Annotated in this window: 9 protein-coding genes; 8 read left to right on the forward strand and 1 reads right to left on the reverse strand. The window is 30.4% G+C overall.

Annotated features, from left to right (window positions below; translation table 11 throughout):
* The first annotated feature begins 11 nt into the window (after positions 1 to 11).
* The 8 genes from WG945_RS08165 (at position 12) to WG945_RS08200 (ending at position 14,797) form a co-directional block, all read left to right on the forward strand.
* Entirely contained in the window at positions 12 to 1,229 is a 1,218-nt protein-coding gene (locus tag WG945_RS08165) for a bifunctional alpha/beta hydrolase/OsmC family protein (RefSeq protein WP_068446882.1), read from the forward strand.
* A gap of 16 nt (positions 1,230 to 1,245) precedes the next feature.
* The gene (locus tag WG945_RS08170) at positions 1,246 to 1,518 is read left to right on the forward strand and encodes a hypothetical protein (RefSeq protein WP_068446884.1); all 273 of its coding nucleotides are present in this window, start codon (positions 1,246 to 1,248) and stop codon (positions 1,516 to 1,518) included.
* Positions 1,519 to 1,648: 130 nt separating this feature from the next.
* Positions 1,649 to 6,688: a translocation/assembly module TamB domain-containing protein gene (locus WG945_RS08175; RefSeq protein WP_231874431.1), complete on the forward strand. Its 5,040-nt coding sequence runs from the start codon at positions 1,649 to 1,651 to the stop codon at positions 6,686 to 6,688.
* A gap of 7 nt (positions 6,689 to 6,695) precedes the next feature.
* Positions 6,696 to 8,990, forward strand: a complete 2,295-nt coding sequence (locus WG945_RS08180; protein ID WP_068446888.1) for a BamA/TamA family outer membrane protein — start codon at positions 6,696 to 6,698, stop codon at positions 8,988 to 8,990.
* Positions 8,991 to 9,095: 105 nt separating this feature from the next.
* Complete coding sequence (locus WG945_RS08185) at positions 9,096 to 10,115, forward strand: XdhC family protein (protein WP_068446891.1); 1,020 nt, start codon at positions 9,096 to 9,098, stop codon at positions 10,113 to 10,115.
* 4 nt (positions 10,116 to 10,119) lie between these two features.
* On the forward strand, positions 10,120 to 10,719 hold the full coding sequence (locus WG945_RS08190) for a nucleotidyltransferase family protein (protein WP_068446893.1): 600 nt from the start codon (positions 10,120 to 10,122) through the stop codon (positions 10,717 to 10,719).
* Positions 10,720 to 10,733: 14 nt separating this feature from the next.
* A complete protein-coding gene (locus tag WG945_RS08195; RefSeq protein WP_068446895.1) occupies positions 10,734 to 14,417 on the forward strand; it encodes a metallophosphoesterase in 3,684 nt (1,227 codons plus the stop codon).
* Between the two features lie 5 nt (positions 14,418 to 14,422).
* Positions 14,423 to 14,797: a DUF423 domain-containing protein gene (locus tag WG945_RS08200; RefSeq protein WP_068446897.1), complete on the forward strand. Its 375-nt coding sequence runs from the start codon at positions 14,423 to 14,425 to the stop codon at positions 14,795 to 14,797.
* 183 nt (positions 14,798 to 14,980) lie between these two features.
* Here the strand turns inward: WG945_RS08200 and WG945_RS08205 are convergent, their stop codons facing one another.
* Positions 14,981 to 15,826 (reverse strand): hypothetical protein, encoded by an 846-nt coding sequence (locus WG945_RS08205; RefSeq protein WP_068446898.1) that lies wholly within the window; start codon positions 15,824 to 15,826, stop codon positions 14,981 to 14,983.
* Between the last annotated feature and the right edge of the window lie 68 nt (positions 15,827 to 15,894).

Genomic DNA, 15,894 nt, shown 5'->3' on the forward strand with positions numbered 1-15,894 from the left:
TCAAAAAAAGAATGAACACTGTAAGATTAGAAATTAAAAATAGGAAAGGCTTAAAATTACAAGCATATTTAGAATTACCTGCAAACCAGAAACCAAATCAATTTGCCATTTTTGCACATTGTTTTTCTTGCAACAGTAATTTTAATGCAGTAAAAAACATCAGTCGTTCTTTATCTAATCACGGTTTTGGCGTTTTACGTTTCGATTTTACAGGCTTAGGAAGAAGTGAAGGTGAATTTGCCGAAAGTCATTTTTCTGCCAACGTGGAAGATTTGTTAGATGTGAGTGCTTTTTTAGAAGAAAATTATAAAGCACCTTCTTTATTAGTGGGTCATTCTTTAGGCGGAGCAGCAGTTATTGTAGCTGCATCAAAACTAGAAAACATAAAAGCCGTGGCAACGGTTGGCTCACCAGCAACAGTGAGTCACGTAACACATTTATTTTCTCATGGAATGGAAGAAATTCCAGAAAAAGGTGACGTAGAAGTTAAAATCGGAGGTCGTCCTTTTAAGATAAATCAAGAATTTGTAAACAATTTTCATAAAACAGATTTACCAAAAATCATCAAAAATTTACGTAAGCCAATTCTGGTAATGCACGCTCCTTTTGATCAAGTAGTGGGTATAGAAAATGCGCATGAAATTTATCATAATGCCATGCATCCAAAGAGTTTTGTAAGTTTAGATGATGCAGATCATTTATTATCAAAATCATCAGATAGCATTTATGTGGGTAATATGATTGGTACTTGGGTAGAACGTTATTTTGAGCCAGAAGAAAACAGCATGATTTCTACAGATGGTGAACAGTTAGTTGGCCATTTAAACCTGTTAGAAGATAATTTCACAACATCTATTCAGACTAAAAAGCATTCTTTTATTGCTGATGAACCTGCAAATGTTGGTGGTGATGATTTTGGCCCTTCTCCGTATGATTTTTTAAGCGCAGGTTTAGCAGCTTGTACAGTAATGACTTTAAAAATGTATGCAGAACGTAAAAAATGGGATTTACAAGAAGTCTTTGTGTATATTACTTATTCTAAAGAACACAGCGACGATTTAAATATTGATGTAGAAAAACCAACTCGTTTTGATCATTTACAAAAGAAATTGAAGTTTGTAGGTAATTTAGATGATAAACAGAAACAACGTTTAAAAGAAATTGCAGCTAAATGTCCGGTTCATAAAACCTTACAAAGTGAAGTTATTATTGATACTGAATTAGTCTAACTTAAAACCATACATGATGAACCTCATAGAAAATATTAAAAATTACTTTGATTCTAAAGTAGAAGGAAACACTTCTACAAAAGCACCTGTAGGAATTTGCCCAAACTGTTGGGGAAAACAAGAATGGGAAGGTGAATTTTACAAACAAAATAAAGGAAATAAATTGGTTGGAAACGATCAAACGTATAATAGCTTTATCAATAAAATTGTAGAAAAAAATGTGAGTGGCATCACAATAAATGAAGATAATTATGAATGTGAAACTTGTAAAATAGGTTACAAAGAATAAGAGTCTGAAAAAAGTTTTGTTTAAAGCTCAAATCGTTAAATTTTAGCAAAAGAGTTAAAAAATTATGATATAAGGACAATTTGAATAGAAATAGCAAGTTACATTTGCACAACTAAAATTGTCAGTTACAGTGTCTAAAAAAATAAAGAATAAAAAATATCGATTCTTAAGGAGATTCTTACGAGTTTTTTTAGGGTTTATCATTCTTGTTGGTTTTTTAATACTCTTTATTAGAAGCCCTTGGGGACAAAGTATTATTGTTGATAAAGCAGTAAACTATGTTACCGATAAAACAAACACAAAAATCACTGTAGACAAGCTTTTTTTAACATTTAAAGGAGGCTTGCAATTAGAAGGTTTATATCTAGAAGATACCAAAGGAGATACTTTAGTTTATTCTAAATCTTTAGAAGCAAATCTACCTCTTTTGGCAATGATTAAAGGTGGTGGCGTTGGTGTAGACAATTTAGAATGGCATGGTCTACGTGCCAATATTATAAGAAAAGACAGTCTTTCTGGGTATAATTTTCAATTTTTAATAGATGCATTTGCATCAGAAGACTCCACTCCTGTTGTAGAAGAAACAGTTTCTGAACCTATAGATATTGTTCTTGGAAATCTTGATTTATCAGATATTAATGTTGTTTTTAAAGATGATGTATTAGGAATTGACAGTCATTTTAAAATTGGAAATCTAACTGCCAATATGGATAAAGTTGATTTGCAAAAAATGATTTTTAATGCTGATAAAATTACTCTTTCTAATTCAAATATTAGACTTATTCAAACACCTGTAATTTCAAATACGTCAACTACAGAAAGTATTTTACCCACTTTATCTGTAAATAAGCTTTCTCTTAAAAAGGTTGAAGCTTATTTTGAAAATCCGCAAGACAAATTAATTGCTGATGTACATATTGATGAATTTTACACAGAAATCCCTGAAATAAATTTATCTGAAAACCGCATTCATCTTACTACTGTTGAGTTTAAAAATTCTGATATTCTTTTAAAAACAGCTTCAACAAATACAACAAACATTAAAGAAGCATCTACCAACAAAGAGATCGCAATTAACTGGCCAGATTTTGATGTGCAAATAGATGCTATCAACTTAGATAACAACAAGATTCAGTATTTTGTAAATAACGCGAAAGTTGTCAAAAACAAGTTTAATCCGAATGCACTTGTTTTAGAAGAATTCACCTTAAAAGCTTCCGATATTTTCTTAAAAGACAAAAAATCAGGTTTGCAATTAAGTGCTTTTGATTTTTATGAAAAATCAGGATTTAGGTTAAGAAAACTGGTATTAAACACAGAAATAACAGATACAGAATTAAAAGTTTCTAATCTTAAAGTCTCATTAGGAAAAAGTATGATTGCTGGTTTTGCAAATGCTAATTATAAATCACTTTCTCAATTAATTTCATCACCAGAAAACACAAAAATTAACTTAGGTATTCCGTCTTTCTCACTCTTTTTAGAAGAACTTTTTACGTTTCAGCCCAGTTTAAAACAAAACGAATATGTAGCTAAGTTAAGTAAAGAAGAACTTTTCGGAAAAATAAATACTAATGGAGTTTTAGCTGATTTAAACATTACCAACACCAACATTAATTGGGGTGAACACACCAAAATATCTTTAGACGGAAACATTAAAAACAGCACAAATTTAGATAAACTACAACTGAACATTGCTAATTTTACGGCAAAGACAAAACGAAAAGATCTATTGCAAATTGTAGATGAAAAAGCATTAGGCATTCATTTACCAGAAGACATTTTAATAACGAGTAATGCAAAAGGAACTTTAAGTAACATTGTTACCAATACAAAAATAAAGACATCGCAAGGTATTGCAACAATTACAGGAAACTTTAAAAACAAGGCTAAAATTAGCTATAGTACCGATATCAAAATTGAAAACTACAATGTAGGTACTCTTTTAATGAATCCTAATTTCGGTGAATTAAGTGTCCAATTAAACTCCGAAGGAAGCGGTAAAGATCTCCAAGATTTAGACGCCACTTTAAAAACAACCATTTCTAAATTTCAATTAGAAAAGTATGAAATTAAAGACTTACAAATAGAAGGAAATTTTAAAAACAGGGTTGGTAAAATTACTTCCAATTATAAAGATAAAAATTTAAACTTAGATTTAATTGCCAATGTAAATTTAGACTCTATAAACACAAAAGCAACTGTAAATTTAAATCTAATTGGTGCAGATTTAGAAGCGCTTGGTTTAATGCAGCGAAAGGTAAAAACGGGTATGGAACTTTCTTTAGACTTTAAAGGAAACCAAAAAAAGTACACGGTAAATAGCAACATAAAAAATGGTGTAGCCATCTACAACAACAGAACATTTTTAGTAGGAGATTTTACTGTTAATGCTTTTGTAGATAAAGACACAACGGCTGTTTCTATCAAAAATAAAATGATTGATTTAAATTTAGAATCAAACACAGACCCACAAACATTTAGTACTGCCTTACAGCGTCATGTTGCCAGTTACTTTTATAGAGACGTTACTATTTCTGACAGCATAAAAAACCCAGTAAATTTAAAATTAAAAGCAAAAATTTCTCAAACACCACTTTTAAAAGATGTCTTTTTGGTAAATTTAAAAGATTTAGACACCATAAATATTGATGTTAATTTTAAAGAGAAAAAACAAAAACTGACGGCTAAAATTACAGCTCCTCACATTAATTTTAGTGATAACGAATTAGACAGTTTGTCTTTTTCTATGCTTACAGATAAAGAAGACTTCAATTTTAACTTAGGCTTTAAAGAAATTACCGCAGGACCTTTAAACGTGCCAAAAACAATTATTACAGGGATTCAACAAAACAACGAATTATCACTTAATTTTTTAGGTTTCTACAACGGTGAAAAATTAATGAATGTAAACACCAAAATCACTGGTAACAGCGATAAATTAACGTTTACTATAGACCAAGACAGTTTATTGTTGAATAGTAATAAATGGAAAATCCCTAAAACCAATGCTGTTGTATTTGAAGATAATAAACTCTCATTTTCCGACTTTAAAATTAGTAAAGGCAATCAATCTATAGAAATTACAGATAAAATTCCGCGTATTACAAAAGATCATATCGCTGTAAATTATAAAAACTTTCAAATCAATGAAGTTTTTAATTATTTAAGTCCAGAAAATGAAATTACCACAGGAATTTTAAATGGCGATTTTATTTTAGAACAACCTTTTGGAGATACAGGTATTATTGCCAATCTAGATATTAGTCAATTACAAGTATTAAAAACGGACTTTGGTAAATTAAGTTTAGATGCCAAATCTTTAGAAAACGGAAAGTATGATTTTAATGCTGCATTAAAAGAAGGTACTATAGATTTAGATCTAAAAGGAGATTATTTTGTAGATAATAATGATGCTAATTTAAATTTAGACCTACTAATTAACAACTTTAAAATGGAGGCTTTAAACACACTTTCATTCGGTGAAATTAAAGAAACCTCTGGTAGTCTTTCTGGAAATTTTAAAGTAACAGGAAAAACATCTGAACCCAAATATAAAGGGAGTTTACTTTTTACAAATGCCGCTTTTAAAGTTACCAAACTTAACTCGAAATTTAATTTACAAAACGAATCTTTAAATGTAGATAACAGTGGTTTAACATTATCTAATTTTACAGTTTTAGATGCCGAAAAAAATGCATTAGTTGTTTCTGGATCTATAAATACTAAGAGTTTTATAAACCCTACATTTAATTTAGACATTAAAGCGAATAAATTTAGAGTGCTAAATGCCACAAAGAAAATTAATGAATCTCTTTACGGAAAAGTTTCTTTTAATGTTGATGCAAAACTAACTGGAGATTTACAAGTCCCTAAATTAAGCGCAAAATTAGTGGTTGGTTCAGATACTGATGTTACTTATGTAATGCCTTCTAGTTACGCAAACATCGAGGAAAGAGATGGTGTGGTTGCTTTTGTAAATAGAGAAAACCCGGATGCTATTTTAACTCAAAAAGAAGAACAAACAGCAATAATTACAGGGTTTGACCTAAATGCAGTCTTAAAGATTGATAAGAAAGCTGCAGTAAAAGTTATTATCAACAAAGAAACTGGTGATAATTTTAAAATTTCTGGTGATGGTGATTTTATTTTATTAATGACACCAAATGGTCGTTTGACATTAACAGGAGCTTATGAAGTAGCTAGCGGACATTACGAACTTAACTTGTACAATGTTGTAGATAGAAAATTTGTTTTAGTTCCTGGAAGTAGAATTTCTTGGGCAGGAGATCCACTGGATGCTAAGTTAGACATCCGCACAAGCTATACCTTAAAAACATCTGCTTCTACCCTAATGGCTTCACAAACATCTGGTGAAGATTCATCAACCAAAAACAAATACAAACAAGTACTGCCTTTTAATGTCTATTTAAATATTGGAGGAGAATTGTTACAACCAAAAATATCTTTTAATTTAGACATGCCAGAAGACCAACAAGGTGCAATTAGCGGTCAGGTTTATGAACGTGTGCAGCAAGTGAATCAACAAGAAGATGAATTAAATAGGCAAGTTTTTTCTTTGTTAGTTTTAAATCGATTTTATCCAGATGCTGGAAGTGATGGTAGTTCTGGTGGTTTTGCAACCATTGCTAAAAACAATTTAAATGATGCCGTTTCTGGACAATTAAATTCTTTTTCTGATAAAATTCTAGGAAGTTCTGGCATAGAATTAGACTTTGGTTTAAATAGTTTTACAGATTACCAAGGTGATGCTCCAACCGATAGAACACAATTGGATGTTGCTGCTCAAAAAAAATTATTTAATGACCGTTTAACTGTTAGAGTTGGTAGCGAAGTAGACATACAAGGTAGCAGCTCTACGGAAGAAAAATCTCCATTAATTGGTAATGTTAGTTTAGAATATAAAATTACAGAAGATGGCAGATACCGTGTTAGAGGTTTTAGAAAAAGTGAATTTGAAAATGTTATTGACGGACAAACTATTGTAAGCGGAATTGCATTAATTTTCACCAAAGAATTTAATGAATTTCATCAACTTTGGGATTCTATTTTGAGTGCTAAAAAAGACAGTGAAACTAAAAAGAAAGAAGACGAACAAACAGCACCCAAAACAACAAATAATACTGAAAAATCAGAAAATAAAAAGTAACTGAATTTTGAAAAAAATCTATAAAAAACAACTCTTTTTAATAGCACTATTCGTTTTTATTTACGGTTGTGGCATCAAAAAACACATTCCAGAAGATAAGCGTTTGTACACCGGTGCTAGCATAGTAATTAAAGCAGACTCTACAGTAACAAAGATAAAAGAATTACAAGACGATTTAGTTACAGTATTAAGCCCAAAACCCAACACAAAGTTTTTAGGAATGCATCTTGGTTTGTATTATTACTATAAAAATCAGCAAGAAAAACCTAGTTTTTTAAGTAGATGGTTATATAAAAAAATCGGACAGAAACCGGTGTATCAATCTGATATAAATGTGATAGAAAATGAAAATATTCTAAGAAATAAATTAGAAAACTATGGTTTTTTCTACAGTACTATAGCCGCTAACTTTAAAGAAAAGAAGAAAGAAGCAGCAATTGTCTATAATTTAAAAGTTCCTGCTCCTTATAAAATGGCTTCTTACCAAATAGATAGCATGGTTTCACCAATTTATAACGAAATAAAAAGATTGACTACAACCGCCCCATTTCAAAAAAATATGCGCTTCGATTTGGGTAGTTTAAAATTAGAAAGATTACGGCTAGATGCAGCGTTAAAGAATAATGGCTATTATAATTTTAATCCAGATTTTTTACTTTTTGAAGCAGATACCAATCAGTATAAAAGCAATAGTAAAAAATTCGATTTATTTTTAAAATTGAAAGCAAACGTTCCTAAAAAATCGACCATTCCGTATCAAATTAAAACCATTAATATTTTCCCTAATTATAATTTAAATGATTCTACAAATGTTAGTAGTGTTCGTTTTCAGGACAAGAACTATTATCAAGATTCCGTTTATTTTAAACCAAAATATTTAGACGAATTTATCACTTTAAAAGAAGGTGAACGCTTTAACCCATCCACCTCAAAGAATACCGCTAGAAGACTTTCCTCTATCGGTGTTTATAAGTTTGTAAACATTCAATATAAAGAAACAAAAGATTCTATTACAGATACAATAGCTAGTTTAGAAGCCAATATTTTTTTATCACCATTAACAAAACGAGCACTACGAGCAGAATTACAAGCTGTTACAAAGTCTAATAATTTTGCAGGACCAGAATTGTCTTTAACTTACAGCAACAGAAACTTGTTTAAAGGAGGAGAAACGTTAAATATTAGCACAAATATTGGCTATGAAACACAAATTTCTAGTGGAAGTTCTGGTTTAAGTAGTTTAGAACTGGGCCTAAAAAGCGAACTTATTTTCCCTAGAATGATTACTCCATTTAAAATCAATAAAGATTATTTTGATTATTCTATTCCAAAAACAAAGACAAGTTTAAGCGCAACCTACTTAAATAGAAGTCAGTTGTATACACTTTTATCTGGTACCGGTATTTTTGGATATACTTGGAATGCAAATAAATACATAACGTATGAATTTAACCCGATTTCCATAAACTATACACGTTTATCTAATACAACAGACGAGTTTCAAGAAATATTAGATAATAACTCGTTTTTACAAAGCAGTTTTGATCAACAATTTATAAGCGGACTTACATTTTCTTTTACCTATAATGAAATGTTGAATGCAGCAAAAGAACATCAATTTTATTTGCAATCTACATTAGATGTGGCAGGTAATTCTATTAGTTTGTTTGATAAAAAAACAACAGAAACCAATACCTTTTTAGGGTTGGAATATGCACAATATGCAAAAGCAGATGTAGATGTAAGGTATCATTATAATTTTGGCTCTAAAAAAGAACAAACAATTGCTACCAGATTCTTTGCTGGTTATGGTTATGCTTACGGAAATTCTGATGTAATACCATTTGTAAAACAATATTATGCAGGTGGCCCTTATAGTGTAAGAGCTTTTAATATTAGATCTTTAGGACCCGGAACTTATAATGATGACGACACAGAAAGCACAAGTTCATTCTTTGATAAAACAGGAAATGTTCGTTTAGAGGCAAATTTAGAATACCGTTTTCCTATTTACTCTATTTTAAAAGGAGCCGTTTTTGCCGATGCTGGTAATGTTTGGAATACCGTTTCAAATTCAGATTTTAATGATGCGGATGGTAATGTTAGAGATAAATTTACGTCTAACTTTATAAATGAGTTAGGTATGGGCGCAGGTTTTGGTTTGCGTATAGATGTACAGGGTTTTGTAATCCGTTTTGATTTGGCAGCTCCTTTTCATGATCCTTCTTTAGAAGAAGGAAAACGTTGGGATTTTAGAGCAGATGAACCCGTTTTTAACTTTGCTATTGGCTATTCATTTTAAATTGATATTCATTTTTATCAATTTTAAAATGGCAAGTTTTTTTTAGTACCTTTTAAAAGAATCATCAAAAGTTTTATCTTTAAACCTAAATTTTAGTTTTTATTAATGAATCACGAACTTAAAGAAATTATAAATCAGGCAGTCATCAATCAACAAAAAGGATTGAAAAATGTATTGGCAACCGTGGTATATTTAGAAGGTTCTTCTTACAGAAAACCTGGGGTAAGAATGTTAATTTCAGAAGATTTAAGTTCTATTGGTGCCGTAAGTGGTGGTTGTGTAGAAAAAGAAATTAAACACAGAGCTAAAAGTGTTTTTGTTGATAACAAACCAAAAGTGATTACCTATGATGGAAGATACAAATTAGGTTGCGAAGGTATTTTGTACATTTTAATAGAACCGTTATCAATTACTAACAACTTTTTAACTCAGTTTTCTGAAGCAAACTCTAAGAGAGAAACCATACATATTGCAAGTTATTTTACCGATGAAAACGAAGCTTTCGGTAATTTTGGTTCTGTAATTACTTTTAACAATAAAAAACAATTTCAATTTTCAAAAGACTTTGATCCTAAAAATAAAAATGATGTTTCTATTTATTCTCAAATAGTACAACCTAGTTTTAGATTGATAATTATTGGAGGCGAACATGATGCGGTTAAACTCTGTAAAGTAGCTGCAACTTTAGGTTGGGAAATTGATGTAATTACCTGCGCAAAAGATAGTAAAAAATTAAAAGATTTCCCTGGAGCAAATTCTGTGAGTGGTAACTCTCCAGAAACTATTCAGTTTTCTAATATTGAAGAAAATACGGCTATAGTAATTATGAATCATAGTTACGTTCAAGATTTAAAATACACTATAAAATTGTCTAAATACACACCAAAATATATTGGTATTTTAGGAGCTCCTAACAGAAGAGAGCGTTTGTTTAATGAACTTTTTGAATTTGTACCAGATATTTCTGACGAATTTTTAGACACTATTTATACACCAGCAGGTTTACACATTGGTGCACAAACTCCAGAAGAAATTGCCGTTTCTATTGTTGCAGAAATACTTTCTGTAATTAGAAAAAAAGAGCCTTTTTCTTTAAGAAATCTAACAGGAAAAATTCATACATAAATTTATGAAAAACATTGCTATTTTAGTTTTAGCTGCTGGTAAATCATCTAGAATGAATAGCATAAAACAGTTAGAGAAAATCAATCATAAAACACTATTAGAAATCACTTTAGAGAAAATACAACGTGTTTACAATTCTACTATATTTTGTGTTTTAGGTGCAAATTCTGATAAAATTAAATCAGAAACAAAAACCAAAAACATTCAATTTATTGAGAATACCAATTTCGAAAACGGATTAAGTTCAAGTATTGTTGCTGGAATAAAGTATTTTAAAAAGAAGAACTATCATTTTGATGGAATTTTTATTTTATTAGCAGATCAACCCGCTATTGAAATTTCTTATTTAGAAGATATGCTTCATTTATTTGAACAAAATAAGGATATAATTATTGCATCTAATTATGGACAAAAACTAGGTGTTCCTGCAATATTCCCTAAAAAATATTTCTCTGATTTATTACTGATAAAAGGAGACAAAGGCGCAAAAGAATTCATCAATAAAAAGAAAAACGAAGTTCTTTTTTCTACAATACCAACAGACTTCTTAGACATAGATACCAAAGAAGAATTGCAACGATATAAAAACTCAATTTTAAAATAGTTATTTTAGCACTTATGAAACTACTCAGATACTCCATATTCTTTTTACTTTTCTTATTTACTTCTGCCTGCGCAACCATAGAAATGCAAATTGCAGAAGATCAATCTAATAAATCGGAAAAAGATCATTCTAAAATTGAACATAGTTTCTACCTTATTGGAGATGCAGGAAACTCAACATTAGAAGAAGATTCTCCTGCTTTAAAATATTTAAAAAAACATATTAAAAACGCGTCAGAAAAGTCAACTTTACTTTTTTTAGGAGACAATGTGTATGAAACCGGTATTCCAGAAAAATCATCTAAAAACTATCCTTTAGCCAAAAGAAGAATTGAAGCACAAACCAATGTTGCTAAAGAATTTAAAGGAAACTCTATTTTTATTCCTGGTAATCATGATTGGTATCATGGTTTAGATGGCCTAAAAAGAGAAGAAAAATTAGTTGAAAAAGCATTGGGAAAATCGGCTTTTTTACCGAATAATGGTTGTCCGTTAGAAAAAGTTAATATTTCTGATGACATTGTTTTAATTATTGTAGATACACATTGGTATTTAACAAATTGGGACAAGCACCCAACAATTAATGATGAATGTGAAATTAAAACAAGAGAAAAATTCTTTGATGAATTTGAAGGACTGATAAAAAAAGCAAGAGGAAAAACAACTATTGTAGCGTTACACCACCCAATGTTTACAAACGGTTCTCATGGCGGTAAATATTCTTTTAAGAGTCACATGAGCCCCTTACCTGTTTTAGGTTCTCTTAAAAATCTAATTAGAGAAACCTCTGGACTATCCAATACCGATATTCAAAATAAAAAATACAACGAACTTAGAAAACGTGTTATCACACTTTCTCAAGAAAATGATAAAACGATTTTTGTTTCTGGTCATGACCACAACTTACAATACATCGTAGCAGATAATTTACCTCAAATAATAAGTGGTTCTGGCTCTAAATCTATGGCGACAAAATTAACAGGAAACGCAAAATTCACATACGGAACACAAGGTTTTGCAAAGTTAGATGTTTATGAAGATGGATCTTCTAACGTTGCTTTTTACACTGTAAAAGATGATAAAATTGTGTATTCTACACAAGTTTTACCTGCCAATGAAAACAGTAACTTTGCACCGTTTTCTGACACTAAAATTACAGAAAAAAAAGCATCAATTTACACCAAAGAAGAAGTTGATAAAAGTGGTGTTTATCGTTTTTTATGGGGAGAACGTTACAGAAAATATTTCGGAACAGAAGTAATTGCACCAACTGTGCGTTTAGACACCCTTTTTGGCGGATTAAAACCTGTTAGAAAAGGTGGCGGACATCAATCTAAATCTTTAAGACTTGAAGATCCAAAAGGTAGAGAATATGTAATGCGCGCCCTCCGTAAAAATGCTGTTCAGTATTTACAGGCAGTCGCTTTTAAAGACCAATATATAGAAGGACAATTTAACAACACTGCTACAGAAGGATTGTTAAATGATGTTTTTACTGGCTCGCACCCGTACGCACCATTTACTATTGGTAAATTAGCTGATGCGGTTGGTGTTTATCATACAAACCCTGTTTTATATTACATTCCTAAACAAAATAGTTTAGGGAGTTTTAATGATGAATTTGGTGATGAACTATACATGATTGAAGAGAGAGCTGCTTCTGGACATGGAGACAAACAAAGCTTCGGTTTTTCTGATGAAATAATTAGTACAGATGATTTATTAAAAGAATTAAGTAAAAATGAGCATCATATTTTAGACGAAAAAGCATACATAAAAGCACGTTTGTTTGACATGTTAATTGGAGATTGGGACAGACACCAAGACCAATGGAGATGGGCTGTTTTTGAAGAAGGTGATCAAACTATTTACAGACCAGTACCAAGAGATAGAGACCAAGCTTTTGCTATTTTTGGTGATGGTTTTTTACTGAATTTCACAACAAGAATAATACCTGCATTACGTGCAATGCAATCTTATAAAGAAGATATTAGAAGCCCTAAATGGTTTAACTTATCTCCTTATCCTTTAGATATGGCTTTAATAACTACAGCTAATAAAGACGATTGGGATGCACAAGTAAAATTAATCACTACCAATCTTACAGATGGAGTTATAGAAGATGCTTTTACTAATTTCCCTGAGGAAGTTAGAGACAACACGGTATCCGAAATAAAAAGAAAATTACAGGGAAGAAGAAAGAATTTACAAAAAATTTCTGATGCTTATTTTCAACATCTAAATAAATTTCAAGCTATAAAAGGAACGCACAAAGATGATTGGTTTGATATTGAACGAACCTCTAATGGTAGCACAAAAATAACTGGATACCGAATTATAAAAGGTGAAAAAGGAACCATTTTTCATGAACGAACCTACAAGAAGTCTGAAACTAAAGAAATTTGGATTTATGGTTTAGATGATGATGATACTTTTGTTGTTAAAGGTGATTCTGATAAGTTTATAAAACTTAGAATTATTGGTGGTCAAAACAATGATATTTACAATATATTAAATGGAAAAAAAGTGAAAATCTATGATTTTAAATCAAAGAAAAATACTTTTTTAACCAACAAGGGTAGTAAAAAGTTAACGGATAATTACGAAACCAATGTCTACGATTACAAGAAACATAAAAACAATCAGTTTATCATATCTCCAACTATAGGTTTTAATGCTGATGATGGTGTAAAACTGGGGGTATCTAATGTATATACTTCTTTTGGTTTTGAGAGAAACCCGTTTACTTCTCAACACACCTTAAATGCTTCTTATTATTTTGCAACGAATGGTTTTGAACTTGATTATTCTAGCGAATTTGCAAACGTTTTAAAAAACTGGAACCTCGGAGTTAAAGCACGTTTTACAAGTCCTAATTTTGCAATGAATTATTTTGGTTTAGGGAATAGTTCTATAAACCTAAATGCTCCTCATGAAATTAAAGACGAAGAATACAACAGACTTAGAATAAAAGAATTGAGTGCTGGTACCTTTATACAGTGGAAAGGAGATTTGGATGGAACTATAAAAGTAGGTGTAAATTTTCAGAATTTTAAAGTAGAACAAACACCTAACAGGTTTATAAGTGATACTTTCGCATCAAATAATGCCATTTTTAACAATCAACAATTTATAAATACAGAAGCTGGTTATCAGTTTGAAAACGCAGATAATACTGCTTTTCCGACAATGGGCATGAAAACATCCTTAAAAGTGGGATATACTTCTAACCTTAAAAACAGTAACAATTTTGGATATTTAATTCCTGCTATTTCTTTTGACTATAAATTGGTTTCTAGCGGAAAACTAGTTTTAGCAACTAAATTAAAAGGGCATTATAATTTTGGAGATTCTTATGAGCTGTATCAAGCAGCAAGTATTGGCGGAAATGATGGTTTAAGAGCCTATAGAAATCAACGATTTACAGGTAAAAATTCAGTGTACCAATCTACAGACCTTCGTTTGCTTTTAAGCAAAATTAAAACAAGTATCGTACCTCTAAATATTGGTGTTTACGGTGGTTTTGATTATGGAACTGTTTGGGGACAACAAAACACAACGTTTAACAATACCAAGTTTAATACTTCTATGGGAGGTGGTGTTTTCTTTAATGCAGCAAATATGTTAGTAGCAAATGTAGCTGTATTTAATGGTGACGAGGGAGTAAGAGCAACCCTTAATTTAGGATTCAACTTTTAATAAATATGGATAAAATAGCATTAATTTCAGGAGCATTTTTTGGTTTAACAGCCGTAATTTTTGGTGCTTTTGGTGCACATCTTCTAAAGAAAAAATTGAATACCGAACAGCTTCAAAGTTTTGAAACTGGTGTTAAATACCAAATGTATCATGCCATTGTATTGCTTGTTTTAGGGTTTCAGTTAAACCATCAAACTACATTAGACAACTACATTATTTACCTTTTTATAATTGGCAGTATTTTATTTTCATTTTCTATTTATGGCTTGGTAATTTCATCTGCCAATAATAAAAAATTAAAATTTTTAGGTCCAATTACTCCTTTAGGTGGTTTGTGCTTCGTTTTGGGTTGGGGATTATTAATTTATAAGTTTATATAAAAACAGAGGCTCTCTTATGCTGTATACTATCCTTTCTGTTTAGAATATAATAGAAAGGATAGCGTTTTATATTAGAAAGATAATTTTTGTTCTTGTAACACAAATTGCACTAGTTCTCCATGTAAAATACGAACCTACTTCTTAGATCCATACAAAACATCGATAAATTAACTAAAAGTAATACTATATCTTTAACTCATAAAAATTACCGCCAACACCATCTGATTTTTCATCCGTAATTAGCAAAGTATTATTGTCTTTAAAAGTAATTCCTTCTTTTTGAGAATAAGAATTTAATGGAATTTTGGTTAATTTTCCTGATAAAAAATCATCGTTTTTATAATCCGTAAAAATTAAAACAGCAGCTGGAGACAATAATGCTACTTTGCTTCCATCATCAGAAATATCTGCAGAAGTAATCCAACATTCCTTGTCGTTACAATTATTAAATTCAGAAATAAATACTGCTTCATGTTTTCCTTCTTTAGCAGGAACCTTGTATAAAGAGGTTTTACCATACTTTCCTTCTACCCTACTTTTAGTAAACACATAAAATGAATTATTATAATAGAAAAAAGATTCTGCATCAAAAAATAGTTTTTTCTTTTTAGGTGGAAACTTCTTTTGTTCCGGATAAGAAAACTTAATTTTTTCTACTTTTATTTTTTTAGAACTTGTTAAATCACCGTGCTTTACTTTTAAAATAACAAGGTTTTCTCTTTTACTATCATTGTTTCCAAAATCACCAATGTAAAGATTACCTTCTTCGTCGGATGCAAGGTCTTCCCAATCGTGGTTTTTTTCTTTTATAGTAAGCTCTTCCACAATATTTCCGGTAGCAGAAACACCGTAAATTTTAGGTTTATTTCCACTATCGTTTTGCATCCAAATTAAATCTGAATTGGCAACTACTTCTGCTCCAGAAACCTCTTCTAAGTCTTTTGATAATTCTGATATAAGTTTTAAACTACCAAAATTCTGACAACTAACTAAAGACAGAAAACTAAAAATTACAGTTATTACTTTCATCAACAATACAATTTATTTTAATATTAAAACCCTTCAGTTTTTTTATTCTGAAGGGTTTATTATTTATT

Origin of the sequence: Polaribacter atrinae, from assembly GCF_038023995.1 — a bacterium.
Taxonomy (GTDB): Bacteria; Bacteroidota; Bacteroidia; order Flavobacteriales; family Flavobacteriaceae; genus Polaribacter; species Polaribacter atrinae.